Origin of the sequence: Streptomyces sp. NBC_00669 (genome assembly GCF_036226785.1) — a bacterium.
In the GTDB taxonomy this organism is placed as follows: Bacteria; Actinomycetota; Actinomycetes; order Streptomycetales; family Streptomycetaceae; genus Actinacidiphila.
In genome coordinates this window covers 5,304,755-5,331,627 of record NZ_CP109018.1, presented here as the reverse complement: position 1 = coordinate 5,331,627, position 26,873 = coordinate 5,304,755, and the positions used below count along the sequence as shown (strand labels likewise).

Genomic DNA, 26,873 nt, shown 5'->3' with positions numbered 1-26,873 from the left:
CCATGCACCGCCGAGCCCCCGCCGCACCGCGCCCTATGGGGGAAAACCGCGCCCAGCAACGGAATTGACGCCGATCATGGCGGCCATCCGCTCGACAGCCGTTCACCTGCCGGACAGCCAATGTGTCATGACAGGTGAAGGTGTGATGCGCCAAGTTCTGCATAGCCAGATCCCAGCAGCCGCGGGACCCCACCCCGCGCTGCCCGACGAAAGGTCTGTCCATGTCCCCGATCACCCGCAGAACCCTGCTCGGCTCGGCCGCCGCCGTCGGCGCGGGCACCGCGCTGGGCGGGCTGCCCCTCGGCGTCCAGAAGGCCATGGCGGCCTCCACCGGATCGGGTTCGCTCTCCTCGGTCGAGCACGTCGTGATCCTGATGCAGGAGAACCGCTCGTTCGACCACTACTACGGAACCCTCCGAGGCGTACGCGGCTTCGGCGACACCTCGCCGCTGCGCTTCCCGAGCGGCTCGAACGTCTGGAACCAGGACACCAAGGGCTCGGCGGGCGGCGGCGGCATCCTCCAGCCCTGGCACCTCGACACCTCGGTCTGCGACGCCCAGCAGGTCAAGGACCTCGACCACTCCTGGTCCGGCACCCACGCGGCCTGGAACAACGGCCTGAACAACAACTGGGTCCCGAACAAGTCCGGTTACGCCATGGGCTACTACACCCGCGCCGACGTGCCCTTCCACCACGCGCTGGCCGACGCCTTCACCATCTGCGACCAGTACTTCTGCTCGGTCCAGGGCCCCACCCACCCCAACCGGCTCTACCTGTGGACCGGGATGATCGACCCGGCGGGCACGGCCGGCGGCCCGGTCACCGTCAACGTCGAGAGCGGCTGCTCCTGGACCACCTACCCGGAGATGCTCCAGGACGCCGGCGTCTCCTGGCGGGTCTACCAGGAGGCGGACAACTACGACTGCAACCCGCTCGCCTGGTTCACCCAGTTCGTGAACGCCCCCACCACCTCCCCGCTGTACACCCGCGGCATGGCAAGGGTCGCGAGCATCACCTCCGCGATCAGCGCCGACATCGCGGCCGGCACCTTCCCCACCGTCTCCTGGGTGGTCGCCCCCACCGCCAAGTCCGAACACCCCGCCTACCGCCCGGCCGACGGCGCCGACTTCGTCAGCGGCGTGCTCTCCGCCATCGCCGCCGACCAGGCCACCTGGGACTCCACCGTCGTCTTCTACAACTACGACGAGAACGACGGCTTCTTCGACCACGTCGCGCCGCCCGTCCCCGCCCCCGGCACCGCCGCGGAGTTCGTCGGCAGCACCCCGATCGGGATGGGCCCGCGCGTCCCGATGACCGTCATCTCCCCCTGGTCCACCGGCGGCCGGGTCTGCTCCCAGGTGTTCGACCATACCTCCCCCGTGCGGTTCGCCGAACTGGTCACCGGCGTGCGCTGCGTCAACATCTCCGACTGGCGGCGCGCGGTCAGCGGCGACCTCACCAGCGCCTTCACCTTCGGCACCGGTCCCGTCGCGTTCCCGACCGACCTGCCCGACACCGCGGCCCTGGTCGCCGCCGCCGACCGGCAGAAGTCGCTGCCGGCCCCCACGCTGCCCGCCACCGGCGCGCTGCCCGCGCAGGAGTCCGGCGACCGCCCCGCGCAGCCGCTGGGCTACGTCTTCGACACCGCGTCCTGGACCGACACCTCGACGAACCGCGTCTGGTTCGAGACCGACAACGCGGGCACCCTGGCCGGGAGCTTCACGGCCTACACGGTCAACCACCGCACCTTCCAGGCGTGGAACCTGAACTGCCCGGTCGGCGGGAGCCTCACCGACTACTTCTCCGCGAAGACCTACGGCGGCGGCCCCTACGACATCGACCTGCACGGCCCCGACGGCTACCTCCGCGGTTTCCAGGGCAACGTCCTGACCTGGACGGACACCACCAAGGCCCACCCCGAGGCCCGTGTCGTCGACAACCAGGACGGCGCCACGCTGACCCTGACCGTCAGCAACGCCGGTTCGGTCCCCACCGACTTCACCGTCCAGCCCAACGCCGCCTACCTCGCCCCTGCCGGCGCCGCCGCCACCACCCTCACCGTGGCGGCCGGCGGAAGCTCCCGGACCACGCTGAAGGCCACCTCGGCCGGCCGTTACGACTACACCGTCACCGCCTCCACCGGCGACGGCTTCGCCCGCCGCTTCGCCGGCCGCCTCTACGCGACGTCGGGATCACCCGCGCCCGCCGCCACCCATGTGCTGGTCAACCGCAACAGCGGCCTGGCCATCGACGACCCCTCCGCCTCCAAGGCCGCCGGCACCGCGCTCATCCAGTGGCCGGTCGACGGCGGCGCGAACCAGAGCTGGAGGTTCGTCCCGCTGCCCGGCGGCGTCCACAACCTCGTCAACGTGTCCTCCGGCCTCGGCATGAACGTCGCCGGTGGCAGCAGGTCGCCCGGTGCCGCGATCATCCAGTACCCGCTCCAGGGCAGCACCAACGAGCAGTGGACCACCGCCCCCGTGGGCAACGGCTACGTCACCCTCACCAGCGTCAGAAGCGGCCTCGTCCTCGGCGTCACCGGCGCCTCCACCAGCCGGAGCGCCACGCTCCAGCAGCAGGGCAACACCGGGAGCACCTCGCAGCAGTGGCTGCTGTCACCCGTGTAGGCCCCACCTCGGCGGCGCGGAACGCACGCACGCCGTTCCGTTCGCGTTCCCGTCGCCATCGCCGCCCGCCGTGCGGTCGGGCTCCGACGGCGGCGGGGCGTTCGGGCGGGGGGGTTCGGGCGGGGCGGTGGCGCGGGGGCGGACGGTCAGTCGTTGGACCAGAGGAGGTCAGCGGAGCTGCCGCAGGCGGTGGTGGTCGCGTACGCGCCGACGGTGGTGTCGTTCTGCAGGCACTGGCCGGCCGAGACGTTCTGGAGGGTGGTGCCGGAGGAGGTCGAGCGGCCGAGCTTCCACCGGTCGGCGTCGGAACTGCCGCAGGAGACCACGTAGCTGAAGTTGTCCCCGCTGCCGGCAAGGCAGTTGCCGCTGCCGGCGTTCCGCAGTTCGAAGGTGCCGCCGGACACCGCGGCGTAGGTCCACTTGAAGGGGCCGCTGGAGCCGCAGCTCGCCAGGTAGGCGGAGGTGCTGTGGTTGACGTCGTAGGCGAGGCAGTGCCCGTCCAGGGCGGACACCAGCCGGTGGGTGCCGCTCGCGGTGATGGTGGAGCCCGAGCCGGACGAGCCGGTGGAACCCGAGGAACCGCCGGCCGAACCGCCGGAGCTGCCCGAACCGCCGGAGCTGCCCGAGGTCTTCGAGCCGCCGGACCCGCCCGAGCCCGACGAGGACCCGCCGGTACGGCCGGCCGAACCCGAGCCGGCCCGCGTGCCCGAGGTCCCGGTGCCGGCCGCGCCGGCGTGCGTGCCGCCCGAGGTGGACGTCGCGCCCTTGGAGGGCGAAGGCCCCCTCCTGACAGCGGAGTTGGACCCGGAGGGCGTCGCGGAGCCGGTCGACGTGCCGGTGCTGGGCAGGGCGGCCGCCGTGCCGCCGCCACCGGACGGTGAGTGCGCGTCGTGGTCCTTCGGCGTGAGCAGGTACGGGGTGAGCGCCACCGCACCGCCGGTCGCGACGACCACCAGGGGAATCACCAGGACGCGCGGCAGCCGCAACCTGCGCCGCTCGGGCTCGGGCTCGGGCACGGGCGCGGGCGCGAGTTCGGGCGCGGGCTCCGGATCAGGCTGGGGTCCGGGCTTCGGGCCCGAGGGGCCGGGTCCGGGCTCGGAACCCGGGGGCAGTTCAACGGCGGCCTCCGTCGCCCGCTCCCCCGCCTCCGGTTCGGGGACCCGCTTCGCCGACTCGCGGCGCGTGGCCAGCAGTTCGCGCACGCGCGGCGGCCAGGGCGGCACGCCGGCGGCGACGTGCGACGCGGCCCGCGCCGCCAACTCCGCTGCGGTGGGCCGGTCTTGAGGCTCGCGCGCGAGGCAGTCGGCGACCACCGTCGCCAGTTCCGCGTCGACCGCACGAAGCGGCGCGAGGTCCGGCTCCTGGTGGATGATGCGGTAGAGCATCTGCACGCCGCCGCCGTCCCCGTACGGCGGCTGCCCGGTCGCCGCGTACCCCAGCAGGCAGCCCAGGGCGAACACGTCCGTGGCACCCGTCAAATCCCGTTGGCTGGAAGCCTGTTCCGGCGACATGTACGCGGGGGTGCCGATCACCATCCCGGACTGGGTCAACCGGCTCTGCTCCAGCGCCATCGCCACCCCGAAGTCGATCAGGGTGAGCCCGTCCGCGCGCAGCATCACGTTCGACGGCTTGAGATCCCGGTGCACGATGCCGACCTCGTTCACCACCGCCAGGCCCGCCGCGGCCTCCCGCAGCAGCAGCCAGACGTCCGCGACGGGCATCGGTCCGCCGTTGACCCGCAGCGCCTCGTCCAGGGTGATACCGGGAATGTGCGCGGTGGCCAGCCAGGGTGGCCGCGACTCCCGGTCGCTGTCCAGGAGTTCGGCGCTGACTCCCGCGGGCAGGCGGGCCAGGTTGTCGAGTTCGTGGCCGAAGCGCCGCCGGAACCCCTCGTCGTCGGTCAGATGCGGGTGCACCTGCTTGACCGCGGCGAACCGCCCGCCGGCCAGGCCCAGGTAGACCCGCCCCATCCCGCCCGACCCGAGCCGGCCCAGCAGGGTGAAGGGGCCGATCCGGCTCGGGTCGTTCTCGGCGAGTGGCTCGGCTCCCATCCCACTCGGGCCACTTCCGTCTCCCCCGTACGCAGTCATGCGCAGCAGGCTAGTCAAGCCCGTACGCCGTGTCATGCCGGAGCCGGTGGGGCGCGGCCCCATGTCCCGTACGGCCCAGGCGCGTTCGCCGTGCGCTCGGACCGCTCCGGGACGGACGTGATCGGGACGCCCGGGCTCCCCCGTAGGGCGGCGGGTCAGGCGGCTGGTCAGGCGGCGGGTCAGGCGCCCGCGGCGGTACGGCGGGCCGTACCGGCCAGGGCGGCGGCCCCGGTCATGACGGCCAGGAGCGCACCGGTGAACCAGAGCATCGCCGTGGTGACCGGCAGGGAGCGGGTCGCGACGCCGAGGCCGACGACGGGGACGATCAGCCCGAGGTAGGCGATCAGGAAGAGCCCGGCCAGGGCGGAACCGCGCTGCGCGGGAGCGGACTTGGCGATCACGGTCCCGATCGCGGACTTGAACAGCACGCCCGCGCCCGCGCCGGCCAGCGCGCCGCCGGCCAGGAACGCGGCGAGGTCGGCCCGCTCCATGCCGGCGGCCAGGACGACCAGCCCGGCGGCCTCGCCGAGGAGGCCGACGGCCAGCCGTATGCCCGCCGTCACACGGGTGGTGGCGGACTGGGCGAGCGCCGCGGTGCCGAAGACCATGAAGACGACGACCCCGGCGAGCAGGCGGCTGGGGTGATGCAGCGGGCCGGCGACGAAGGCCGGGGCGAGCGAGGAGAACATGCCGAACACCGCGAAGGCGCTGAACGCGGAGACGACGGCGGCGAGATAGCCGGTCCGGCCGCCGGAGGGGACCGAGACGGTCTGCGGCCGCCAGGCCGGCCGCTGCGGCAACTCCTCGACGGTCTCGGGGGCGGCGGCCACGGCGACGATGCCCAGGAGCAGCAGGATCGCGAAGACCAGGTACGGGGTGCGGAGCGGCTCGGTGACGAACTGGGCGAGGAAGCCGGCCACCAGCGGGCCGACCCCGAGACCGCCGATGTTCGCGGCCGTCGAGACCACCTCGAAGCGCCCGCGGCCGGCACCGGGACGGCCGGCCGCGTGCAGTTCGTGCAGGTGGGCGGTGGCCGTGGCGGTGATCATGCCGACGCCCAGTCCGGTGACGAACCGCGCCACGATCAGGCCGGGCAGCGCCGGCCAGGACAGGAACAGCACGGCGGCGACGGCTTCGAGGGCCAGCGCCGGGATCAGCACCCTCTTGCGGCCCACCCAGTCCGAGATGTGCCCGGCCAGCATCAGGCTCGCGACCACACCGACCGCGTAGACCGCGAACACGACGGTGATCGTGAAGGTCGAGAAGCCGTCGCGCCGCTGGTAGAGCGGATAGAGCGGGGTCGGCACCGTCGAGAAGGCCATCGAGGTCAGGAACACGGCGGCGATGAGCCAGAAGCCGACGGAGTGCCGGCGGGAGCCGCGGCCGGCCGGATCGGCTTCGGGGTACGCCTCCGGTGAGGGGGCGGGGCCGGGCGCCTTGCCGGTCGTGCCGGTCTTCGTCTCGGATGCCGTCTGGGGTGCCGTCTCGGTCGTCATGTCTGTCCTCCGTGGCTCGACGACACCACGGTGCGCCTCGCGGGTCCATCACGTCCAACAATCGTTTCTGCTGGCAATCAGCACGTCGAATGATGAATATGAGAGGATCGCGGCCATGGAGCTCAGGCATCTGGAGTACTTCGTGGCCGTCGCGGAGGAGCTCAGCTTCACCCGGGCCGCCGAGCGCCTGCACGTGGTGCAGTCCGGGGTGTCCGCGACCGTGAAGGCACTGGAGAGGGAACTCGGCGTCCCGCTGCTCGACCGCACCTCGCGCCGGGTGGAGCTGACCGACGCCGGGACCGCGCTCCTGCCCAAGGCCCGGGACGCGCTCGACGCCGTCGAGGACGCCCGCGACACCGTGGGCGAGGTGACCGGGGGCCTGCGCGGCACCGTGCGGATCGGCACACTGACATCCGTCGCGCTGATCGACCTGCCCGGCCTGCTCGGGCAGTTCCACCGCCGCCACCCGGACGTGGCACTGCGGCTGACGGCGGCCCCGACCGGCTCGGGCGGTCTGGTCGCCTCGCTCGCCGAAGGAGCCCTCGACCTCGCCTTCGTCTCCCTGCCCGGGCCGCCCCCGGCGGGCGTGCGCCTGCACGAACTGACCTTCGCCCCGCTGGACCTGGTCGTGCCGGCCGGGCACCGGCTCACCGAGCGGGCGTCGGTGGCGATGGCCGAACTGGCCGACGAGCGGTTCGTGGACTTCCCCCTCGGCTACGGCAACCGCAGCGTCACCGACCGGGCGTTCGCCACCGCCGGGCTGAGCCGGCAGGTGGCCATCGAGATCACCGACATCTCCACCGGCGCGGCCTTCGTCCGGCAGGGCCTGGGCATCGCCCTGCTGCCGCGGTTCGTCATCCCCGCGCGCGACGACATACGGCAGCTGGCGGTCACGGACGCCGACCTGCGCTGGCCGGTGTCGCTGGCCGTCTCCGACACCCGACGGCTCGGGTCCGCCGCTCGGGCCCTGGCCGCGATGGCGACCGTAGCCGCCGCGGTGGACCCGCCACCGCAGCGGACGACGGCCGGCTGAGCGGACGGCGGGCGGCTCCGTTCGGACGGCCGCCTCGACGATCGAGAAGACGGTCGAGAGGACGATCGGGGTGGGGGCGCCTCAACCCGCCTGCGGCACGCGCCCGTTGCCTTCCGCCGGTCCGGCGCGTGAGGCGCCGCCCGGTCGGAGCGACGCCAGCCAGGCCGCGGTGTCCTTGGGGTGGCCGAGGCGAATGACGTCGAGAGGCGCGAAGCGGGGATCGCGGGCACGGCGCCCGATCTCGCGCCGCCGGGGCGCGTGTTGGGACCACGCCCACCACGCCGGGTGCTCCCGGCTCAACCAGCCCGCCCACGTCTCCCTGTTGCCGCCGAAGAGCACCTCGCGCGTGACCGTACGCCGCAACGAACGCCACAGGACGCGGGGCATGACGACCCGCCGGGGATAGTCCAGCCACACCACGGTGCCGGCCCGGTCCCACAGCAGATCGCGGACCTCCGGATAGCCGAGCGAGTCGAAGACCCAGCCCGGCTCGGCGACAAGGCTCGACACGTCCTCGGCCAACCTGCCGTTGACCGCCCAGCCGGGTCCGTTGAAGTACAGCGCGTCCATCTCGTGCCAGGGCAGCCCGAGTCGGCCGCCCAGGGCCCGCGCGAGCGTCGTCTTCCCGGCACCGGTGACCCCCACCACCAAGATCCGCCTCACGACGCCATCGTCCCCCTTCTCCCCGAAGTCTTCGCGCCGGTAACCGGGTTGCCCAACCCGTTCCTCAACTCGGCACCCTGAAGCGGCACTCCCGGGTCCCGCGGGTCATCCGGGGACGACGGGCGTGGCGAGTTCCGGGCAGCAGAGGTGGACCGTGCCGGCGGGGCGGGCCGGGAAGGAGTGGTCGAGCCGCCATCCCTGCTCCGCCGCCACGCGCAGGACGGCGTGCGCGCCCGCGCCGCGGAAGTGCCAGGGCCGTACCGCGATCCGGCGCAGGACGCGGCCGGACTCGTCGGCCTGGTAGCCCCTGGCGGGGTTCCTCTCGGTCTCGGTGCGGATCTGCTCGGGCAGGTACGCCCGCAGGTGGGCGAGGTAGGCGTCGGCGCTGCCCCGCAGTTCCAGGGCGCGCAGCCGCGGCAGGAAGACGAAGGTGAGCAGCGGCATCGCGAACCGGCGCGGCAGCGGCCCCCACGGCGTTCCCGGGTACGGCGCGGGCCCGTACGGGTCCGGCACACCGGTGTGCTGCGGTGGCGGGATCAGCCGGAAGAAGTGCACCGCCTCGGCCGGCTTCTTGGTGGCGTCCCAGTCCATCGACCAGCCGCGTCGCCGGGCGAGTTGGTCGAGCGCGGCCGAGTCCAGGCCGCGGTAGTGCTCCACCGGCAGTTCGCACTTCGCGCGCCGTACGCCGCTGGGCGGGAGTTCGGAGACGGCCCAGCCGCTGCTCTTCTCCGCCTTCGTGAAGCGCTCCGCGAGGCGGGAGTCGGTGAACGGCGCCCAGCTCTCGACCCGGCCGCTCCACTCCGCGCGCAGCCGCCGCCAGGAGATCCCGGTCTTCGTGAAACCGAACACCCCTTCCGACAGGCCGACGTTGGCGCTGGAGCCGGTGTCGATCCAGATCACCAGGGCAAGCAGGGCGAGCGCGATCAGCGCCCACACCGGTATGTAGAGGAACTGGAACACGAACTGGGCCACCAGCCCGAACCGCGAGCGGCGCGGCGCGGCGTCGAACTGCCGTATGGCGGGCGGCTCTTGCTTGCGGTACGCCTCGGCGCCGCGCGGCTGCCAGCCACCGCTCCCGGGTGTACGGCCGTCGTCCTGCGGAAGCGCCCCGCCCTGCCCCGGCCCCTGCCCCGGCCCCGGCCCCTGGGGCGGGTATCCGGTGGTAGGCGGCGGCCCGTACCCGCCGGGTTGGGCGCCATACCCGCCCGGTGGGGCACCGTATCCACCGGACTGGGGCCCGTAGCCGCCGGGTTGAGGCCCGTAGCCGCCGGCGACCCGGGGGTCGGCTCCGGCGCCTCCGGGGTTGCCGTAGGGCCCCGGTCCTCCGGGAGGTGTGGTCATGACTCTCCTTCTCGCCTGCCGGGACGATCCTTCGGTGCGCGGCCGCCACGGGCGACGGGCGCACTCACAAGGTGTGGATCGTCAGATGCTTCTTGACCTGGTCGAAGATGCGCTGCCCCTGCGCGGACTGGGTGGCGGCGGCCGGCATCACCACATCCAGCGTGTACAGGTCGCCGTCCCCGCTGACCACGTCCAGTTCGAGTTCGCGCGCGGCCGTGTGCGCGTCGACCGACAGGTCGGTGTAGTGGACGTCGAGCCGGGCCGCGGTCTGGCCCTGCTGCGTCGCCTCGACGACCCGGCCGTCGGCGTCCTGCACCGTGTCGGAGTACTTGATCTGGCCGCCGTCCTTGTACCACTGCAGGTTGGCGTTGGCGACGCCCGCCGCGCTGTCCTTCTCGCCCTGCTTCTTGGACAGCGTCACCGTGAAGACCCCGTGCGGGTCGGTGTACGTCACCTTCTTGTCGGCGATGCTGCGCACGTAGTCGCCGGGCACCGCGACCGTGGCGTCCACGCCCCGCTCCTGGTACGACTTCCAGCCCTTGGGCAGGCCACCGCCGAACGGGGAGACGATCGCGATCACCGCCCCCGCCACCGCGACCGCGACCACCACCGCGGTGACCGCCTGCGCGCGGCGGCTGCGGCGCAGTGCCCGTACCGCCCGGCCGGCGGCGGGCTCGACGGCGCCTCCCCCGCCGGCCGAACCGGCCCCGACCACCGCGCCGGCTCCGCCGATCCCGCCGACCGCGGTGGCCACGGCCGTGCCGCCGGCCTGGGACGGAACGCGCGGCGGGTCGAGGACGGAGCGCAGCTCGTCGCCGAACCGCGCCGCGGTCGTACGCGCCGACGACTCCTTGCGCAGCACCCCCAGGATCGGCCCGGCGAGCGGCCCCGCCGCGCGCGGCGGCGGCAACTCCGCGAGCAGGACGGCCTGGAAGGTCGACGGTGTGGCCTGCCGGCGGAACGGCGACACGCCCTCCACCGCCTGGTAGAGCACGACCCCGAGCGACCACAGGTCGGACTCGGGCCCCGGCCGCTGCCCCAGCACCCGCTCGGGGGCGATGTACTCCGGCGACCCGATGAACGCCCCGGTCTCCGTCAGCGGCTCCTCGCCCTCGACATGGGCGATGCCGAAGTCGGTGAGCACCACCCGGCCGTGCCGGCCGAGCAGGATGTTCGCGGGCTTCACGTCGCGGTGCAGCACTCCGGCCTCGTGCGCGGCGACGAGGGCGCCGAGGACCGCCAGCCCGATCCTGGCCGCCTCCCGCGCCGGGACCGTCCCCTCGGCGAGCACCTCCGCCAGCGACCGGCCGCGCACCAACTCCATGACGATCCAGGGCCGGTCGTCCTCGACGACCACGTCGTGCACGGTGACCACGGAGGGATGGTCGATCCGGGCGGCGGCACGCGCCTCGCGCTGCATCCGCAGATACGCGGTCTGCCGCTGGGCGTCGGTCATGTGCTCGGGGACCCGCGGCTCCTTCACGGCCACGTCGCGGTCCACGACCTCGTCGTGCGCCCGCCACACGGTGCCCATGCCGCCGAAGCCGAGCCGCTCGACGAGGCGGTAGCGCTCACCGACCAGCCGCCCGCCGCCCGTACCACCGGCACCGGTCGGGGCGGGGGCGGACGGGGCTCCCACGGGTGGCGTGGCCGCGGCCTCCGACGCCCCCGGCGGGCTGAGTTCGTAGCTCGTCACGGTCCGTGTGGCCTCGTCTTCGGGCTGCCCGCCCGTGCCCCCGTTGGTTGCCATACCCGCATCATCCCAGCCCCGCCACCCCCCGATACGGGTCCTCCCGCGCCCGTGGCAAAGGTGTGACCGACCCGCCGCGCCGCTCCTGTCGCACCACCTCCACCAGGCGGCCCTCCTGCTCCACGCGACACGTGGAGCAGGAGGTGCACGCGACCCCTACAGCGCTGACCGGCCTTCGGCCGTTCGCCGGGCTCGCCCCGGGACGATCACCCCGCCGCACTTCCGGTGATCTTGAACGAGGAGATCGTGTCGTTGGCACCCAGGCCCGTCAGGTCCGCGTTGTCCGCCGTGAACGTCCACGAGGCGCCGGTGAAATCGCCGTCGGCGTAGGCCACCACCGTGAATCCGGCCGGCACCCGGATCGAGGAGATCGCGTCGTTGGTGATGCCCGCGGCCTCCATCTGGGAGATCGTGTAACTGCCGTCGCCCAACTTCACGCCGGTTCCGCCGTAGTTGGTGTTCGGGTAGAACGTCGGCCCGGCCACGCCGCCGGCGCCGTCCAGCCCGATCTTCACCCCGCCCAGGTGCTTGGCGGTGGTCGCGGCGGTTCCGGTCACCTGGGCGTAGGGCAACGACGTGGTGAGGGCCGAAGGCTGCTCCACCAGGTAGCTCTGGCCGGCGGTGACCGGGACGCTGAGGGTGCCGGCCGTCGTGGCGGCCACCACCACGGCGCCGGTCGACCCGTTGACGACCTCGGCCGACTTCCCGGACCACGGGTTGCGCACCTTCATGGTCTCGGTGGTGCCGGCGTGGATCGCGGCCGTGGCGAGCGTGCCGCCCTCCATCTGGACGTCGACCTTGCCGCCGTCCTGGATGAACACGGTGCCGGCGGCGTCCCAGCCGCTCGGCCAGGCGGGAGCGAACCGGAGCAGGCCGTCGTAGTCCTGCACCAGGGCCTCGTCGACCCCGGCCGCCACCCCGGCCGCCTGCTCGATGTACGACTCGGTGCCGACGGTGCTGCCCAGGTCGGCCATTCCGGAGATGTACACCTGGTGCGACTCGGTGATCCCGACCAGCCGGTTCTGCACCTCGCCGGCCAGGCCGAGTCGGGCCGCCTGGATGGCGTCCAGGCTCCAGTCGTTCCCGCCGGTGACCGGCCGGTACGTGTACGTCCGCTTGGCCAGCGCCAGCATGCTGGAGGTGTCGCTGATCACGTTCCAGGGCCAGACCGGCTCCAGCCCGATGTTCTCCGAGTTCCTGATCGTCGCCGCCGGCTGGTACGAGTCGGCGATCACGTCCGCGCCGGCCGCGTCGTCCGCGGGGGTGAGCAGTTGGGTCCTGGTCGCCTCGTCCGTGCGGGCGTAGGGCGGCAGTTCACCGAGGGCGGTCTGCAGTTGGGACACCAGCGAGGCGTCGGTGCCCAGCTTCTGCGCCGCGCTGATCACCGCCGGGAAGAGCGCCTGGTCCGCGACGATGTCGGTGGTCGGGTCGGTGACCGCCCACTGCGTCTCGTGCGCGTTCGCGGTGGCGTGCAGCAGGCCGTCGGAGCCCTTGGTCTGGTAGCCGAGCAGGAAGATCGCCGACTGCTGCATCAGCGGGTAGTACTTGGTGAGGAACGCGGTGTCACCGGTCGCCTGGTACTGCTGCCACACGTACAGCGAGATCTCCGCCCCGCTGGTGATGTCCAGGGCGTTCCAGTTCGGGCTGCCCGGCTCGCTGCAGGCGGCGTTGGCTCCCGCGGACGGGTCCCCGCCGTTGCCGTTGAAGCGCATGACCTCCGGCACGCAGGCACCGGCGTGCCCGCTCATCTGCGCCTTCGTCCAGGTCTCGATCGCCGCGAGGTTGTTCAGGTAGAGGTCGAAGATCGGGGTGTTGAGGGCGTAGTTGCCCGACGTCATGTTGGCCGATATCTGGGTGCGCAGGTTCCACAACCAGGTCGACGACGGAGTCCAGTTCTGCTGGTCCTGGCCGAAGTTGAACATGTCCGTGACGCCGGCCTGGCTGCCCGGGTAGGTGCCCCGCATCGAGGCCGCCTCGGTGTAGAGGTAGATCGTCCGCAGCGCCTCCATGTACTGGGCGGAGCCGTCCGAGGAGTTCAGCTCGATCAGGCCGCTCTTCGCCCAGAACCCGTTCCACCAAGTGGACTGGCTGCTCAGCAGGGTTGACTCGGCCGCGGTCGCGTCGCCGCCCAGCAGAGCGGCCGCCGTCGTGGCGGCGTTGCCCCCGGTCCAGCTGGGCGCGCCGACCACGATCCGGTACGACCCGTCCGCGTTGGGCTTGAAACTGACCTGCACCGTCGTGGAGTTCACCACCGAGGTGCTGACTCCCTGCCCGCCGGCGGTGATCGCGGCCAGCGAGCCGAAGGTCCGACCCGACGGCTCCTGCTCGGCGTTGTCCACCCAGGTCTCCGCCAGGGTGCCGATCGTGCCGGACGTGGCGGCGGTCGGGTTGCGGCCCGACCACAGGTGCACGTCGGCGGTCTGCGTGGTGTTCGGGTTCGCGCCCGTCACGTCCACGATCAACTCGTCCTTGCCCGAAGGCACCCACGCCTTCAGGGTCTGGCCGCCGCCGGACTCCGTGAGCACCCCGTTGTAGAGGTCCAGCCGGCCGGTGAAGTCGGACGCCGAGGTCATCGTGCTCAACCCCGGGATCTGCACCTGCCCGGGCGACTTGCGGTCCGGCATGGTGTCGGTGCGGTTCAGCTGGGCGGTGAACCCGCCCGCCGCCCAAGCGGCCACCCCCAGCGAACCGTTGCCCAGGCCGAGCGACTGCGCGGCCTGCGTGTTCGGCGTGCCGAGCACGATGTCGGAGCGGCTGACGACCCCGCCGGGGTCCAGGTTGAAGTTGCCGTTCTGCCATGCCGTCGTGGTGGTGGCCGCCGACGCGGTCGGCGGATCGACGAGCACGGACAGGAACAGAGAGATCAGGGAGAGCACCGCGACGAGCGGCGTCCACCTCAGGATGATCGGACGTGACGACACAAGACCTCCTCGGCCGGGCCAACGTGACCCTGATTTCGGGCGGTGCTGTCCTCGTTCAGCGCTCGGCGCTCAGCGCTCAGCGCGGGCGCGCCGGCGGCGCGCAGAGCCGGCCGCCGATACGGCGCTCGGCGCGGTCGGGGAAGTGGTCGGCGAAGTCGGCGCCGATCGTGGCGACGGCGCCGACCGCCGTCGCCCCTGGGTGCCGTGAGCCTCTGGGGAACCCGTGCATTCGAATGCTCCTGGGACGTGGGGGGGGTGTGTTCGGCGCTCCGTGGGGGCCGGCATGCGGGTTGACGCATACATGACGCGAGCGCGAATCGCACCGACCGTACAGAGCCGGATACCTGATCGCAAGGTTCGACTTTGCACAAGAAAAAACAAAAACACTCACCGCAAGAGAGCGTTCCCAGGTCGGCGGGCTGCGGTGATAGATCCTACGAATCTCCCCTCATTTTCCAGCCGACCAGACTCCTGCGCCACATCTGGACACGGAGACGCTCGCGCGCTAAAAAGACATCCGACCTATCCACCGACGCCCACATCCCTCGACGCAAGCCTTGCGGCCGGCAGGCGCCACGCCCCTTCGCGACCCCGTCCTCATGAGCTCTCAACGCCGGCTTCCATCGGGCCCGGTCCCTCCCGGACCTGCTGATCGCCGCCACCGCCGAAGTCAACCGGCGGACCGTCCTCCACTACGACGGCGGCTTCGACATGATCGCCTCGCGCACCGGCCAGCCCACCGAATGGGTCGTCCCGCCCGGCAACGCCGATCGGTGAACATGCGGGCAGGACGGCACCGGCGCCACACTGTCGTGGGGGTACGCCGAGGAGAGGGACGAGCCTGAACATGCCCACCGCACCCACCATCTTGAGCAACACCCCCGGCTCCTTCGCCTGGGGTGTCTTCCACGAGCGGCACCCGAAGCTCGTCCGGCAGGTGCTCGACGCCCTGCCGTACGGGCCGGTCGAGCGGGCGGCGGTCGAGGAACTCCTCGTCGAGAGCACCGACGGCGTGCTGGAGCCGCTCGGCACGGGCGCCCACGATCAGCGGCAGTGGCGGGAGTGGGGCGAGGGCCTGTTCGGGCGGCCGTGGGACGAGGCGCCGTTCCTGTGGGCCGAGAGCTACTTCTACCGCAGGCTGCTCGAAGCCACCGGCTACTTCCGGCCCGGGACCTGGCAGGGCATCGACCCGTTCGCACCGTTCAAGAACGCCGAACTGTCCGGCCCGGCAGTCACCGACGAGCTGGCGGCTCTCGACCAACTGCCCTCCCTGCCCGCCGAGAAGCGGGCCGAGGTACTGCTCTCCTCAGCGCTCTGGGGCAACCGGGCGGACCTGGGCTTCCAGATCACCGGCTCGGCCGGGGACGCCGGGGACGCCGGGGACGCCCACCCCGCCGCCCTGGTCGCGGACGACAGCCCGCTCCTGTGGTCGACGCTCGCCGCTTCGAGCAACCCGAGGGTCTGCGTCCTCGCGGACAACGCCGGCCGGGAGCTGCTGCCCGACCTCGTCCTGATCGACCACCTGCTGACCAGCGGGTTGGCCGCCGAGGTCGTCCTGTACGTCAAGCCCGCCCCGTACTACGTGTCGGACGCGACCACCGCCGACGTCCTCGCGACGCTCGACCGCCTCCGCAACCAGGCGGGCCAGGAGGCGGAACGGATCGGCCGCCGGCTCTGGCGGGCGATGAACAGCGGCACCCTCGCGATCCGCACGCACCCGTTCCTCTGCGCACCGCTGCCCTTCCACGACATGCCGGCCGACCTCGTGGCCGGGTTCTCCGGTGCCACGATGACGATCGTCAAGGGCGACCTCAACTACCGCCGTCTCGTGGGCGACCGGCGCTGGGCCGCCACGTCATCGTTCGCCGAGAGGGTCAGCCACTTCCCGTCCCCCGTGGCGGCCCTGCGCACCTTGAAGTCGGACGTCGTCGTCGGCCTCGACCGACCGGTGGTCGCCAGGCTCGACGCCACGGGCGAGCGATGGCGCACCAGCGGCACGTACGGCCTCGTCCAGGTCCACGCCACGCGGCCGATCCGAAAGACGGCGATCTGAAGGACAACCCCGCGGCGTCCTCGGTTCGGGTCTCGCTCGCGTCGGCACCGCCGTCCGGCACGACCGTTCGGGCGCACGCGCGACGGCCGGCCGGGCAGCGGGTTCACGACGCGGGTGCCGGCAGGGGGCGGTCGAGGAGGAAGGACCGCAGGAGGGCGGTGTAGAGGGCGGGTCGGCTGTGGGAGATGGCGTGGCCGGCGTCCTTGACGTGGACGATGCGGGAGTCCGGAAGGGTCTGCCGGTATTCCTGGGTCACGGCGGGCTTGATGAAGTCGCAGTCCCCTCGCATGATCAGGGCGGGGACGTGGACCGCGCGCAGCCGGGGGCGCGGGTCGGGGAGCCGCTCGAAGTCCTTGACGGTCATCTGGTTGCTGTAGAAGCCCTGGGGGTTGGCGTGCGCCTCGGTGGGCGCCGCGTCTGCGCACGAGGTGGTGTCCTTGCCGAGCAGGGCCATCTCGTGCATCCAGTGGTCGACTTCGCGGTCGCCCACCAGGGCGTGCGCGGCGTTCGGGTTGACCTGGAGCAGGAGGTCGGCGGCGATCAGCCGCGGCTTGCTGTCGAGCCGGTCACGGTCCGAGCGCTGAGCCGCCGTCAGGTGCTGCCAGGGGTCTCCTGCCGCGGAGCCGGGGTATTCGTGGCCCCACAGCGCGCCCGGCGAGGTGAACACGGCCTTGGCGACGTGCGTGCCGTGCGCCAGCAGGTACTGGGCGGCCAGCGAACCGCCCCACGACTGGCCGACGACGATGATCCGGTCCGCGCCGATCGTGCGGCGGATCGCGTCGAGGTCGGCGACCTGGCGGGCCACGGTGTACTGCGTGATGTCGGAGAGCCGGGTGGAGCGTCCGGCGCCCACCTGGTCGTACGAGTAGACGTCGAAGCCGGCCGCGGCCAGTTCCCTGCCGCCCGTGGGGATGCCCTCGGTCGGGGTGCCGGGGCCGCCGTGCAGGAAGACGACCGGGGTCGGCTTCGGGGTGCCGACGGCGGGCGCGTGCACGTAGGCGATCCGTGAGCCGGTCGGCAGGTTCCAGAAGCTGACGCCCGGCGGGGCCGGGGCCGCGGCAGAGGTCGGCATCGGGCGCAGGATCGTACCGGCGGCGAGCGCCGAGACGGCGAGGAGCAGCACGCCCGTGAGCACGCATGTCGCCCGCACGCCGCCCTTGCCGAGCAGGGCGAACGCGCCGCGGCCGAGCAGCGCGGCCGTCCCCGCGGCAACCACCAGGCCGCACAGGGCGAGCAGGGGTATGTTCGCGGTCGCGAACGCCGCCGCGAGGAATCCGGCCGCGGCGGTGACGGGCGTCAGCACCACCGTGCCGACGAGGAGGACGCCGCCGAGTACGCGGCGCGCGAGCGCGGGAAGCGCGGGAAGTCTCAGTGCCATGCCGCTGAGGCTAGGTACGCCTCGGTCACCGGGTCGTCGTGCGACCGGACGACCGGCCCGCGCCGGAATCCGCTGGTCGGCGGGGTGTCGACCCCCGCCGCACGGCGGGGGTGCCCGGCCGCGGGCCGGGGATTCAGCCGACCCCGGGGCGGATCAGACCCGTCTCGTACGCGGTGATCGTCGCCTGGACCCGGTCGCGGACGCCCAACTTGCCGAGGACCACCGCGACGTGGTCCTTGACGGTGGCCGGGCTGATGCCCAGCGTCGCGGCGATCTCCGCGTTGGCCAGGCCGCGGGCGACGTGCCGCAGCACCTCGGTCTCGCGCGGGGTGAGCCGCGCCAGCCGCGCCGGGTCGGCCGGGACGGGCCCGGCGGCGTACCGCTCGATCAGCCGCCCGGTCACCGCGGGGTCGAGGAGGGCGGCCCCACCGGCGACCACCCGTACGGCGTCGACCACCCGTTCCGGCTCGGCGTCCTTGAGCAGGAAGCCGACGGCCCCGGCGCGCAGCGCCGCGAACACGTACTCGTCGAGGTCGAAGGTGGTGAGGACGATGACGCGGGTGGCGGGGGCCGCCGCGGTGATCCGGGCGGTGGCGGCCAGACCGCCGGTGCCGGGCATCCTGATGTCCATCAGCGCGACGTCCGGGCGCAGTTCCAGGGCGAGCGCCACGGCCGACTCCCCGTCGCCGGCCTGGCCGACGACCGCAAGGCCCGGCTCCGCGTCGACGATCGCCGCGATGCCCGCGCGTACGACCGCCTGGTCGTCGGCGACAGTCACCCTGATGGTGATGGGAACACCTCCGGCAGCCAGACGCGTACCGCGTCGTCGTCGGTCCTGGTGAGCGTACCGCCCACGGCATCGGCCACCGCCCGTACCTGCCGCAGGGCGCCGGGGCTCCCGGGTGGCGGCGCGGTGAGTTCGACTCCCGCGTCCAGGCGCAGCACGGTGAGCGTGATGTCCTCGGCGAGCAGCAGCGCGGCGATCCGGTACGCGGCCACGCCCACGACGACGGTCACCGCCCGGTGCGGCCCGCGGTAGCGGACGGTCGCGCCGTACCGGCCGGCCAGCGCGGCGATCCCGGCCACCGTGGGCGGCGGGGTGCTCGCGCCGTCCGGGCCGCGCAGGTCGCGGAGGAGTTCGCGGAGCGCGCCCAGGGCCGCACGCGCTTCGTCGAGAACGGCGTCGAGCCGTCCCGCGTCCGCCGCGTCCGCCACGTTCGCCGCGTGCTGCCGGGCGGTACGCAGCAGGCCCGCCGCGATCAGCCGGCGCTGGTCGCGTACGGCCGCGTCGGCGTCCCGTTCGAGCAGTTCCCGCCCCCGCGCGGCGGCGGCCGCGCGCCGCTCCCGCCGCCGCGCGGTGACCAGGCCCAGCCACCACAGCGCGAACGACGGCACCGCCAGCAGCCCGGTCAGTGCCGCCCAGGCCGCCGCCCTGCTCCCGGTGATGCCGTCGGCGCTGGCCAGCGCGAGACCCCCGGTCGCGGCCACCGCCACCGGAGCCACCACGCCGCGCCGCACCGTGAGATACGCGCCCGCGCTGTAGAGAAACGTCAGCTCGACCCACCAGTAGACCAGGAAGATGTCGCTGACCGGCGGCCTCGTCCACCCGGCCCGGTCGCAGCCCCACCACAGCACCAGCGCCGACAGCACCGCCACCAGCCCCGCGCCGGGTGCCCGCGACCGCCAGCCCAACGGCACCGCGTGCAGCCCGGACAGCACCACCACCGGCACGCTCGGCAGCACCCCGCGAAACGCGTCGGGCACGTCGTCCGACAGCAGACTCGCGCCGAGCGACAGCGCGACGGCGAGGACCACCAGCGCCCAGTCGAGCGCGGTGGGCCCCCGCCACAGCGGACGGCGACGGGGGCCGGGTGTCCCGCCCGGTGTCCTGCCGGGCGGGTCCGGTGGGAAGGGGAGTTCGGCCCGGACGGTCCAGCCGGGGCCGTGGGGACTGTCGGCGCCGTCGGGGCCGTAGCTGAGGACGCCCCCGGCCGCGGCGACGGTCGTACGGAGGCCGAGCAGGCCGTGGCCCGTGCCGAGGTGGGGTTCGAGCGCGGTGCCGCCGCTGTCGCCGACCGTGACGGTGAGCAGGCCGGGCGCGGCCTCGACGGTCACGCGCGTCGCCGAACCCCGGGCGTAGCGGGCCGCGTTGGTCAGGGCTTCGCGCACGACGCGGTGGGCGAGGGCGGCGGTCGACGGGGGGACCGCGGTCGCGGTGGAGCGGTAACGGGCACCGGACTCGGCGGCCAGGGCGGCGATGACGTCGAGGTCAGCGTCGTCGCGGTCGGTGAGGACGTCGAGTTCGGTGATGGCCTGGCGGGCGGCGGTCGCCGCGTGGCTCAGCGCGGCGGCCCCGCGCCCGGGGTCGGCGAGGCGTCGCGCCGCCGCGGCGGAGACGACGATCGCTGTCAGGCGGTGGGCGGCCACATCATGCAACTCGACGGCGAGCCGGTCCCGTTCCGCGAGCGCCGCGAACCGCGGGATCTCGGGCGCGCCCGTACGGTACGCGGCCAGCGCGGACCGCTCGGCGCGCCTGCGCCGCCGGGACCGGCCCAGGACCCACGCGACGGCGGCGGCGCCCGCCGCCACCAGTGCGGTGCCCGCGACGTTCCACGGCCGCAGGCCCGCCGCCGCGGCGGTCGCGGCGGCCACCGAGACGGCCAGGGCCGCCCCCGCGGCGGCCAGACCCGCGGTGCGCCGCAGCGCCAGCACGTACAGCCCGATCAGCGCCGCTCCCGACGCGGCGACACCCCCGACCGCACCGAGCGGCACGGCGGTCACCGTCCCGGTCGGTACGTGTACGGGCCCGCCGCCCCGCGGCGCACCTCGTCCCCGGTCCCCCCTCGCATGGCGGCAGGATAGCGAACGGGGGCAGCCGGACCGGGCCCCCCGAACCCGCCCTTGCCGGCTGCCGACCGCACCGCCCCCGCGGGCTCAGCGGCGGTTGCGCTGCCGCGGAGCCCGGCGCGGCGTGCCCTCGGCGCCACCGCCCCTGGCCATGGTGTACACCATGCTGGTGAGCACGCCGCCGACGATGATCACGGCGATCCCGACGGTGGTGTTGATGAGGAAGCCCCCGAGGATGAGCAAGGCGTAGATCGGCGGGGTGGCGTTGCGGACGTTTCGGTTCACGGCAGGGGTCCTTCTTGGGGGGGTGGGCTCGGGGGGCGGAGTCGACGGGGGTGGCTAGGCAGTGTGGGGAACCGCGATCGGCTGAACCGTCTCGCGTTGCGGCAGGCGTTGGACATCGAGGCGCATGCCGACGTCGTGGAGAGGGCGTCCGCTGCCGTGCCAGACCGAGAGCGAGTACGGGCTGAAGGGGTAGCGGGTCCTCGACTCGGGTACCTCGATCCGGCCGTGCACCAGACTCTCGCCGGAAACGGCGGCGGGGGCGCCGCCCGGCACGTCGCCGTACGACCTCAGCAGGTCGAACAGCGCTTCCGGCAGGGCGAAGTCGTGTTGCTCCGCCTTCCCGTGGATTCCCGCGCGGAAGACCGCCGCCGCCGCCAGGTCCAGGCCGGTGACCATGTCGAGGTCGCTGCGGTCCGGCAACGGGCGCCCCTGGGAGGTGAGCTCTTCGTACAGGAAGTCCACGGCACTTCGAGCATAGCGGGCGGCGCGGTCCGCATCGCCGACCATGCGCCGCAGGATCGCCTGGTAGTGGAGCTCCTCGTGGATCACGGGACGCCCGATGTTCCGGTACAGCAGGTCGCGGTCGAAGCTCTCGGGCTCCCGCCAGACACGGTCGTAGTCGGCCATCAGGAAGGAGATCAGCGGGTCTTCCACCGCCCCCTCGCGCAGGAACGTGCCGAGCAGTTCGATGAGGTCCACCGTGCGCGCACCCGAGGTCTCGGCGAGGACGCGGATCGTCGAGCGGAGCAGGCACTTGTGGAAGAGCGTCAGCGGAATCCGGAAGGCCATGCCGCTCAGCCAGTCGTCGAACGTCACCCGGGAGTGCTCGGTGACGACGTCGGCCATCAGGTCCGTGTTGCCGGGGTCGCAGGGCAGGTGCCTGGTGCGCAGGCCGTGATCGTCCCGGAAGCGGTCATGCGTGTAGTCGGTGTTGTTGAGCAGCAGCAGCGGGTAGATGACCGGTGAGCCGCCCGAGGTGATCGCCTCCTCGATCCCGGTCATGTGGGTGGCGCGGGACTCGCCGGGCAGACCCCAGATGAGGTCGGTGTAGGTGGGGATGTTCTGGGCCCGGAACTGGGTCTGCATACGGCGGTAGTTGTCGACGCGGATGTTGCGGCGGTTGGCGATCTGCAGGACATCCGGGTCGAAGGACTGTGCCGACAGGGTGATCGCCCCGGTCAGCCCGGCCCGGTACAGGATTCCCGCGATCTCCACCACCCGGCCGTTGGTGTTCTTCGCCCAGTTCGTCATCACCAGCAGACGCTTGTTGTGGCGCCGGCACAGCTCCACGATGTGGCGCGCGATGTCGACGTCGCGCGCGACGATGCCGAAGTTGGCGTCGGCGATGAACAGTTGCGTGCCGTTGGCGGCGACCCGGACGATCCGATCCAGCTCGCTCAGGATGCGGTCCATGGGGAACTGGCGGATCTTGGAGTTGGTGGCCCCGCCCCAGTAGCAGAAGGCGCAGGAGTAGGGGCAGCCCCGGTTGGTCTCGTACACCAGCATCCGGGACTGCGCGATGTCCTCGTCGGCCCAGGTGTTCCCGAGCAGCGGCGAGGGCAGCTCGGCGAGTTCCTCGATCCGGGGGGCCGCGGCGGTGGTGACCACCTCGCCGTCGGCGCAGCGGTAGCTGATGCCGGGCAGGTCGCCCAACTCGCTCTCCGCGCTGGCCGGTTCCTCGTGGCGCAGGAAGACGCGCAGCAGGTCGCGGAAGCGCATCTCGCCCTCGCCGTGGACGAGGACGTCCACCCAGGGCGCCTCGTCGAACACCACCGGCTGGTGCGTCACGTCGTTGCCGCCCACCACGATGCGGCAGCGCGGCCAGCGCTCCTTGATCCGGCGGGCCAGTTCGAGCGTGCCGGGCCGGTTCCAGAAGTAGACGGTGAACGCGACCGCCAGGGGATCGTCCAGCGCGTCCAGCACCTTGGCGCAGGCGGTCTCGAAGGCGTCCCCGCCCTGCATGTACACGTGTTTGGCGAAGGAACAGGCTTCGGCGAGGTCCGGGGCCGCCTCGGCGGCGGCCTGCAGGTAGCCCAGTACGGCGCTGTAGCGGACACCGGGCATCACGGTCAGCTCGACCAGGTGCACTTGGCGCCGTGCAGCCGCGGCAGGGGGCGCACCGGGCCCGGCAGACAGGTCGGCTGACGTCATTTCTCGAACCCTTCTCGACGTTCGGTTGCGTTGACCGGCACCGCCGGAATCAGCCGGCCGGACCGACGAGGAACTCGTCCGTCGCGGCCGACTGATTCCGGCAACCACCTTCGGATCAGGTGCAGGTGCAGCAGGGCGAGCAGCAGCAGCAGTAGCTGTCGCCGCCGGCCACGGCCTCAAGGTCGGCCTCGGACAGCTCGCGGTCCTCGATCTGGGGCGAGGTCGGCACCCGCAGCTCGTACACACCGGTCACCTTGCCGGCGCCCCAGAGGTCCACCTGGGCCTCCAGGTCGGGGTCGCCCCCGATGTCCCGGACGATGCGCACGGTGGCGTCCGCCGGCAGCTCCAGGCCCTGCTCGGCAAGCGCCGTACGCGGGTTCGCCTCCAGCCGGTTCACGTAGTCCTCGTCCGACCACGCAACCGTCAGCACCTTGGTGTAGGCGCTGACGAACGCTGACCTTTCTCGCGGTTCCATGGATCTCCTTCTTGATCAACTACCGGGCGTCACAGTCGACGTCCGGGGCGTCCCTGCCGGTGAGGCCGGGACGATCCCTGCCGGGAAGGCCGGGAATTCTGGGGTGCGGGCCGCAAGGGCGGGGAACCTATCCGTCGACCGACAGCAGGTAGTCGCTGAAGCCGAGGAGTTGGACCCCGGGGCCCGGTGTGGAGGCGGGCGGGATGACGCTGAGGTACACCTCGAGCCGGTCGATCACGTACTGCGAGGAGTGCGCGCCCTGGGGGCTGCCCGCCATGGCCGCCTCCGGGCTGCCCGGGTCGAGGGCGACCGTCCCGTAGCCGGAGGAGGAGGTCATGGTGTCCTGCACCTTGACCGCGCTGAACGCCAGTACCCCTCCGTCCCGGGTGCGCAGCATGTACGACGGGTACTCGTGCGACAGCAGGACGCGGTTCAGCACGCCGCCGCGGGACTTCAACTCCTGTGCGTTGGCGTTGAAGGTGCCGGCGAGATCGACGGTGAGCGCCTGACTCGGAGCCAGCGGCACGTCGGCGTCCTTATGGCCCTGCGCGAAGTCGTTGTATGCCTTGGCCAGTTCGCTGGGCGATGCCAGCAGGCCGTCGCTGCTGGTGACTTCCGGCGCGCCGTCGGCGCTGTCCTCTTCCAGCGTCGGCGGCCCGGTGGTGGTGTCGGTGGCCAACGGGTAGTAGGCGACCTTGTACTTCGCCGACGGCTGGTCCTGGACGAACAGCGTGTACACCGGCTCCGGGGTGACCCGGTCGGACTGGAGCATCGGGGCGATCGCCAGGAAGTAGTGCGGGTAGCTGGTGACTCGCGGGAAGACGAACCTGGGCGTGACGAAGCTCCGGTCCGTCACCTGGATCTTCTGCGCCTTCGCGACCGTCAGAGCGGCCTTGCTCGCCACGGAAGCCGGCGGCTCCTCGATGGTGGACAGCGTCTTGACGTTCTTGAGGGTGATCGCGTTGCTGGTCGATGAGTACTGCTCCAGCAACTTGGTCGCCAGAGGCACTCCGACCGGCGGGGGGGCCGCGGGAGAAGCGGTTGCCTTGGGCGTGGACGATCCGCTGCCGCATCCGGCGACGAGCACCGCGAGACCTGCCACGGCCGTCCACGTTCTTATCCTGCCGAGTGCGTTCACTTTCTGGCCCGCCCCCACTTGAAGGTCGCCAGGCTCAGCAGGAGCCCGGCCAGGCACCACCCGCCGAGAACCAGGGCCGTACGCCCGTGCTCCCAGCTGCCGGCCGCCTCGGATTGCTGGAAGGAGTCGGACAGGAACGCCGACCGCAGTCCCTGGGCCATCCATTTGAGCGGGAAGCATCCCGCTATCACCTGCATGAAGCCGGGGAGGGAGGTGAACACGAAGAACACGCCCGAGATGAGCTGCAGCCCGAGATAGGGCAGTTGCACCACCGGTGCTGCGGCACGCGCGTTGGGGGCCACCCGGCTGTAGGCGATGCCGAGGAAGGAGCAGGCGACGATACCCAGGACCACCACCCACACGAAGGTGAACCAGCGCGCCCCGGTGTCCGGAAGGTGCAGGCCGAACAGGCCCACGCCGACCGCCAGCAGCACCACGGTCTCGAGCACCCCGATGACGAACGCCTGGACGACCTTGCCCAGGAAGTACGACACCGGCGACATCGGCGTCGCGGCCAGCCGGCGCAGCGTGCCGTCGTCGCGCTCGACCGCGATGGCGACGGCGAGGCTGGAGAAGGTGGTGCTCATGATGCCGGAGGCGATGATCCCGGCGATCAGCACCTGCTTCATGGGGGTGTGGGTACCGGGGGCGTTGCCCGAGTAGATGGCGCCGAAGATCAGCAGCAGCACGAGCGGCAGGGCGAAGGTGAAGACCACCGCTTGCCGGTTGCGGAAGTAGCTCCTCAGCTCGATGCCGGCGCGGGCCGCCGCCACCCTGCCGATCGAAGGCGTCCGCCGCTCGCGCGCGCGGGGCTCGGACCGGTACTCCAGGGCCGTGGTTTCCGTTCCACCGGTCATGCGACGTGCTCCAGTTCGGGTTCGGGCGCCGGGGTCGCGGTGTCGGCCGCGATCATCCGGAGATAGACGTCCTCCAGCGTGGGCCTGGTGACGGTCAGTCCCGGCAGGTCGTCGCTCCCCAGCCGGGCCGCCCAGTCGAGCAGGACCCGCAAGGTGGCGGCCGGTGCGGCCGTGCCGATCCGGACCTGGCCCTCCGCCCGTCCGAGCGGTGCCGCGCCGGCCGGTTGGACGGCCGGCAGTTCGACTCCGTGCAGGGCGCCCGCCGCGTGGAACTCGATGACGGCCTCGCCGTCGGCGCGCCCGCCGATGTCCGCGGGTGCGCCCTCTTCGGCGACCTTTCCGCGCAGCAGGATGGCGACCCGGTCGCAGAGCACCTCGACCTCGTCGAGGTAGTGGGTGGTGAGCATCAGCGTGGTGCCGTCCGCCGCCAGGGCCCGGATCAGGTCCCAGGTGACGCGCCGGGCCTGCGGGTCCAGGCCCGTGGTGGGTTCGTCGAGGAAGACCAGTTCGGGGCGTCCGACGATGCCGAGCGCGATGTCCAGGCGGCGCTGCTGGCCGCCGGAGAGCCGGCCGGTGCGTTCGTTCGCCTTCTCGCCGAGTCCCGTCCGCTCGATCACGCTGCCGACGGGCAAGGGGTCGGGGTACAGGGAGGCGAAGTGGGAGACGACCTCCTTGACGGTGAGCTGGTCGAACGAGCCCATGTCCTGGGGGACGATGCCGATCCGGGCGCGCCACTGCGGCCCCGCGCCTGCGGGGTCCTGGCCGAGGACGCTGACCGACCCCGCGCTGCGGCTGCTGAAGCCCGTGAGGATCTCCTGCGTGGTGGTCTTCCCCGCGCCGTTCGGGCCGAGCAGACCGAAGATCTCGCCGCGTCCCACGTGGAGGTCGACCCCGTGCAGCACGGGTACGGCTCCGTAGGACTTGCGTAGTCCGGACACCCCGATCACTTCCGGTCCGGGCATGGGTATCACCTCGAGGTTCCGCGGGTCTGCTCTGTCTGGTGCTGTGCGCGATCGAAGACCGAAGGTGGATCAAAGGCCGAAGGTGGATCGAAGGCCGGGGGTGGATCGAAGGCCGGGGGTGGATCGAAGGCCGAAGGTGGAGAGCGCCGCGGCTCCACCGGTCGCCGCGACGCCCAACCTGTCAGGTGCAGGTGCAGCAGGGGCAGCAGCAGCAGCAGTAGGTGTTGTCGCCGCCGGAGACCGCTTCCAGGTCCGCCTCAGACAGTTCGCGGTCCTCGATCTGGGGCGAGGCGGGCACCCTCAGCTCGTAGACGCCGGTCGCCTTGCCGGCGCCCCAGAGCGAAACCTGGGCCTCCAGGTCGGGATCGCCGCCGACATCCCGGACCACGTGCACCGTGGCATTCGCGGGCAGTTCCAGACCCTGTTCGGCCAGCGCGGTACGCGGGTCCGCCTGCAGCCGCGACACGTAGTCCTCGTTCGACCAGGCAGCTGTCAGCACCTTGGTGTAGGCACTGACGAATGCCGACCTTTCCCTGGGCTCCATGAGCACCCCTTACTTGTCGATTTCGGTATCAAACCAGCTTCGGGTTGATGCGGAAATCATCCAGAGCTGACCCCCCGCAAGTCAACTGCGCTCTTCTGCATTTCGACCCGATTCTTTTTGCGGCCTTCCCCGCACCCGCAGAACCCGCCACCTCGTACGGTTGCCGCAGCTCAGAGTGGTCTGAAGTAGGGGACCCTTAGGACTAGTAGGGGACCCCCCTACAGATAAGAAGACCCCCCGGCGGGGGGAAGTCGCGAGCACC

At 72.4% G+C, this 26,873-nt stretch carries 20 protein-coding genes and 1 pseudogene; 4 read left to right on the top strand and 17 right to left on the bottom strand.

Translation table 11 applies throughout. The annotated features are described in order from the left end of the window. Window positions 1–221: 221 nt before the first annotated feature. On the top strand, window positions 222–2,627 hold the full coding sequence (locus OG896_RS22320) for a phosphocholine-specific phospholipase C (protein WP_329367997.1): 2,406 nt from the start codon (window positions 222–224) through the stop codon (window positions 2,625–2,627). A 146-nt stretch (window positions 2,628–2,773) separates the two neighbouring features. On the opposite strand, the gene OG896_RS22315 is transcribed toward OG896_RS22320, so the two are convergent. Beyond that, the gene (locus OG896_RS22315) at window positions 2,774–4,678 is read right to left on the bottom strand and encodes a protein kinase domain-containing protein (protein WP_329367995.1); all 1,905 of its coding nucleotides are present in this window, start codon (window positions 4,676–4,678) and stop codon (window positions 2,774–2,776) included. Between the two features lie 218 nt (window positions 4,679–4,896). Then, a complete protein-coding gene (locus OG896_RS22310) occupies window positions 4,897–6,213 on the bottom strand; it encodes an MFS transporter (RefSeq protein ID WP_329367993.1) in 1,317 nt (438 codons plus the stop codon). Between the two features lie 115 nt (window positions 6,214–6,328). Here OG896_RS22310 and OG896_RS22305 point away from each other — a divergent pair, with 115 nt between their 5' ends. After that, a complete protein-coding gene (locus tag OG896_RS22305; RefSeq protein WP_329367992.1) occupies window positions 6,329–7,246 on the top strand; it encodes a LysR family transcriptional regulator in 918 nt (305 codons plus the stop codon). Window positions 7,247–7,327: 81 nt separating this feature from the next. Here the strand turns inward: OG896_RS22305 and OG896_RS22300 are convergent, their stop codons facing one another. The 5 genes from OG896_RS22300 to OG896_RS22280 form a co-directional block, all read right to left on the bottom strand. Beyond that, window positions 7,328–7,909 (bottom strand): adenylate kinase, encoded by a 582-nt coding sequence (locus tag OG896_RS22300; protein ID WP_329367990.1) that lies wholly within the window; start codon window positions 7,907–7,909, stop codon window positions 7,328–7,330. 105 nt (window positions 7,910–8,014) lie between these two features. Next, a complete protein-coding gene (locus OG896_RS22295; protein WP_329367988.1) occupies window positions 8,015–9,250 on the bottom strand; it encodes a hypothetical protein in 1,236 nt (411 codons plus the stop codon). 64 nt (window positions 9,251–9,314) lie between these two features. Continuing rightward, the gene (locus tag OG896_RS22290; RefSeq protein WP_329367986.1) at window positions 9,315–11,000 is read right to left on the bottom strand and encodes a serine/threonine-protein kinase; all 1,686 of its coding nucleotides are present in this window, start codon (window positions 10,998–11,000) and stop codon (window positions 9,315–9,317) included. A 206-nt stretch (window positions 11,001–11,206) separates the two neighbouring features. Then, on the bottom strand, window positions 11,207–13,921 hold the full coding sequence (locus OG896_RS22285) for a glycosyl hydrolase family 95 catalytic domain-containing protein (protein ID WP_329367984.1): 2,715 nt from the start codon (window positions 13,919–13,921) through the stop codon (window positions 11,207–11,209). Between the two features lie 76 nt (window positions 13,922–13,997). Further along, window positions 13,998–14,150, bottom strand: a complete 153-nt coding sequence (locus tag OG896_RS22280) for a hypothetical protein (RefSeq protein WP_329367982.1) — start codon at window positions 14,148–14,150, stop codon at window positions 13,998–14,000. A gap of 374 nt (window positions 14,151–14,524) precedes the next feature. Between OG896_RS22280 and OG896_RS22275 the strand changes: the two are divergent. Beyond that, window positions 14,525–14,698 (top strand): annotated as a pseudogene (locus tag OG896_RS22275) (VapC toxin family PIN domain ribonuclease); the annotation flags it as partial. A gap of 70 nt (window positions 14,699–14,768) precedes the next feature. Beyond that, complete coding sequence (locus OG896_RS22270) at window positions 14,769–15,974, top strand: damage-control phosphatase ARMT1 family protein (protein WP_329367980.1); 1,206 nt, start codon at window positions 14,769–14,771, stop codon at window positions 15,972–15,974. Between the two features lie 103 nt (window positions 15,975–16,077). Here the strand turns inward: OG896_RS22270 and OG896_RS22265 are convergent, their stop codons facing one another. The 10 genes from OG896_RS22265 to OG896_RS22220 all read right to left on the bottom strand — a co-directional run bounded on the left by OG896_RS22265 (window position 16,078) and on the right by OG896_RS22220 (window position 26,611). Continuing rightward, on the bottom strand, window positions 16,078–17,352 hold the full coding sequence (locus OG896_RS22265; RefSeq protein ID WP_329367978.1) for an alpha/beta fold hydrolase: 1,275 nt from the start codon (window positions 17,350–17,352) through the stop codon (window positions 16,078–16,080). 133 nt (window positions 17,353–17,485) lie between these two features. Then, window positions 17,486–18,142, bottom strand: coding sequence for a response regulator (locus tag OG896_RS22260; RefSeq protein ID WP_443057264.1), 657 nt, complete (start codon window positions 18,140–18,142; stop codon window positions 17,486–17,488). Further along, entirely contained in the window at window positions 18,127–20,133 is a 2,007-nt protein-coding gene (locus OG896_RS22255) for a sensor histidine kinase (protein WP_329367974.1), read from the bottom strand. Before OG896_RS22255 ends, OG896_RS22260 begins: the two co-directional genes overlap by 16 nt. Window positions 20,134–20,286: 153 nt before the next feature. Then, window positions 20,287–20,484: a hypothetical protein gene (locus OG896_RS22250; protein WP_328465455.1), complete on the bottom strand. Its 198-nt coding sequence runs from the start codon at window positions 20,482–20,484 to the stop codon at window positions 20,287–20,289. Window positions 20,485–20,538: 54 nt separating this feature from the next. Further along, entirely contained in the window at window positions 20,539–22,635 is a 2,097-nt protein-coding gene (locus OG896_RS22245) for a radical SAM protein (RefSeq protein WP_329367971.1), read from the bottom strand. A gap of 115 nt (window positions 22,636–22,750) precedes the next feature. Further along, window positions 22,751–23,110, bottom strand: a complete 360-nt coding sequence (locus OG896_RS22240; protein ID WP_329367969.1) for a hypothetical protein — start codon at window positions 23,108–23,110, stop codon at window positions 22,751–22,753. Between the two features lie 127 nt (window positions 23,111–23,237). After that, the gene (locus OG896_RS22235) at window positions 23,238–24,119 is read right to left on the bottom strand and encodes a hypothetical protein (RefSeq protein ID WP_329367967.1); all 882 of its coding nucleotides are present in this window, start codon (window positions 24,117–24,119) and stop codon (window positions 23,238–23,240) included. A 125-nt stretch (window positions 24,120–24,244) separates the two neighbouring features. Beyond that, window positions 24,245–25,105 carry an ABC transporter permease gene (locus tag OG896_RS22230; RefSeq protein ID WP_329367965.1) on the bottom strand — a complete coding sequence of 287 codons (861 nt, stop codon included), beginning with the start codon at window positions 25,103–25,105 and terminating at the stop codon, window positions 24,245–24,247. Further along, entirely contained in the window at window positions 25,102–26,067 is a 966-nt protein-coding gene (locus OG896_RS22225; RefSeq protein WP_329367963.1) for an ABC transporter ATP-binding protein, read from the bottom strand. The genes OG896_RS22230 and OG896_RS22225 overlap by 4 nt, the downstream gene beginning before the upstream one ends. 181 nt (window positions 26,068–26,248) lie before the next feature. After that, window positions 26,249–26,611 (bottom strand): hypothetical protein, encoded by a 363-nt coding sequence (locus tag OG896_RS22220; RefSeq protein ID WP_328465467.1) that lies wholly within the window; start codon window positions 26,609–26,611, stop codon window positions 26,249–26,251. Window positions 26,612–26,873 lie beyond the last annotated feature (262 nt).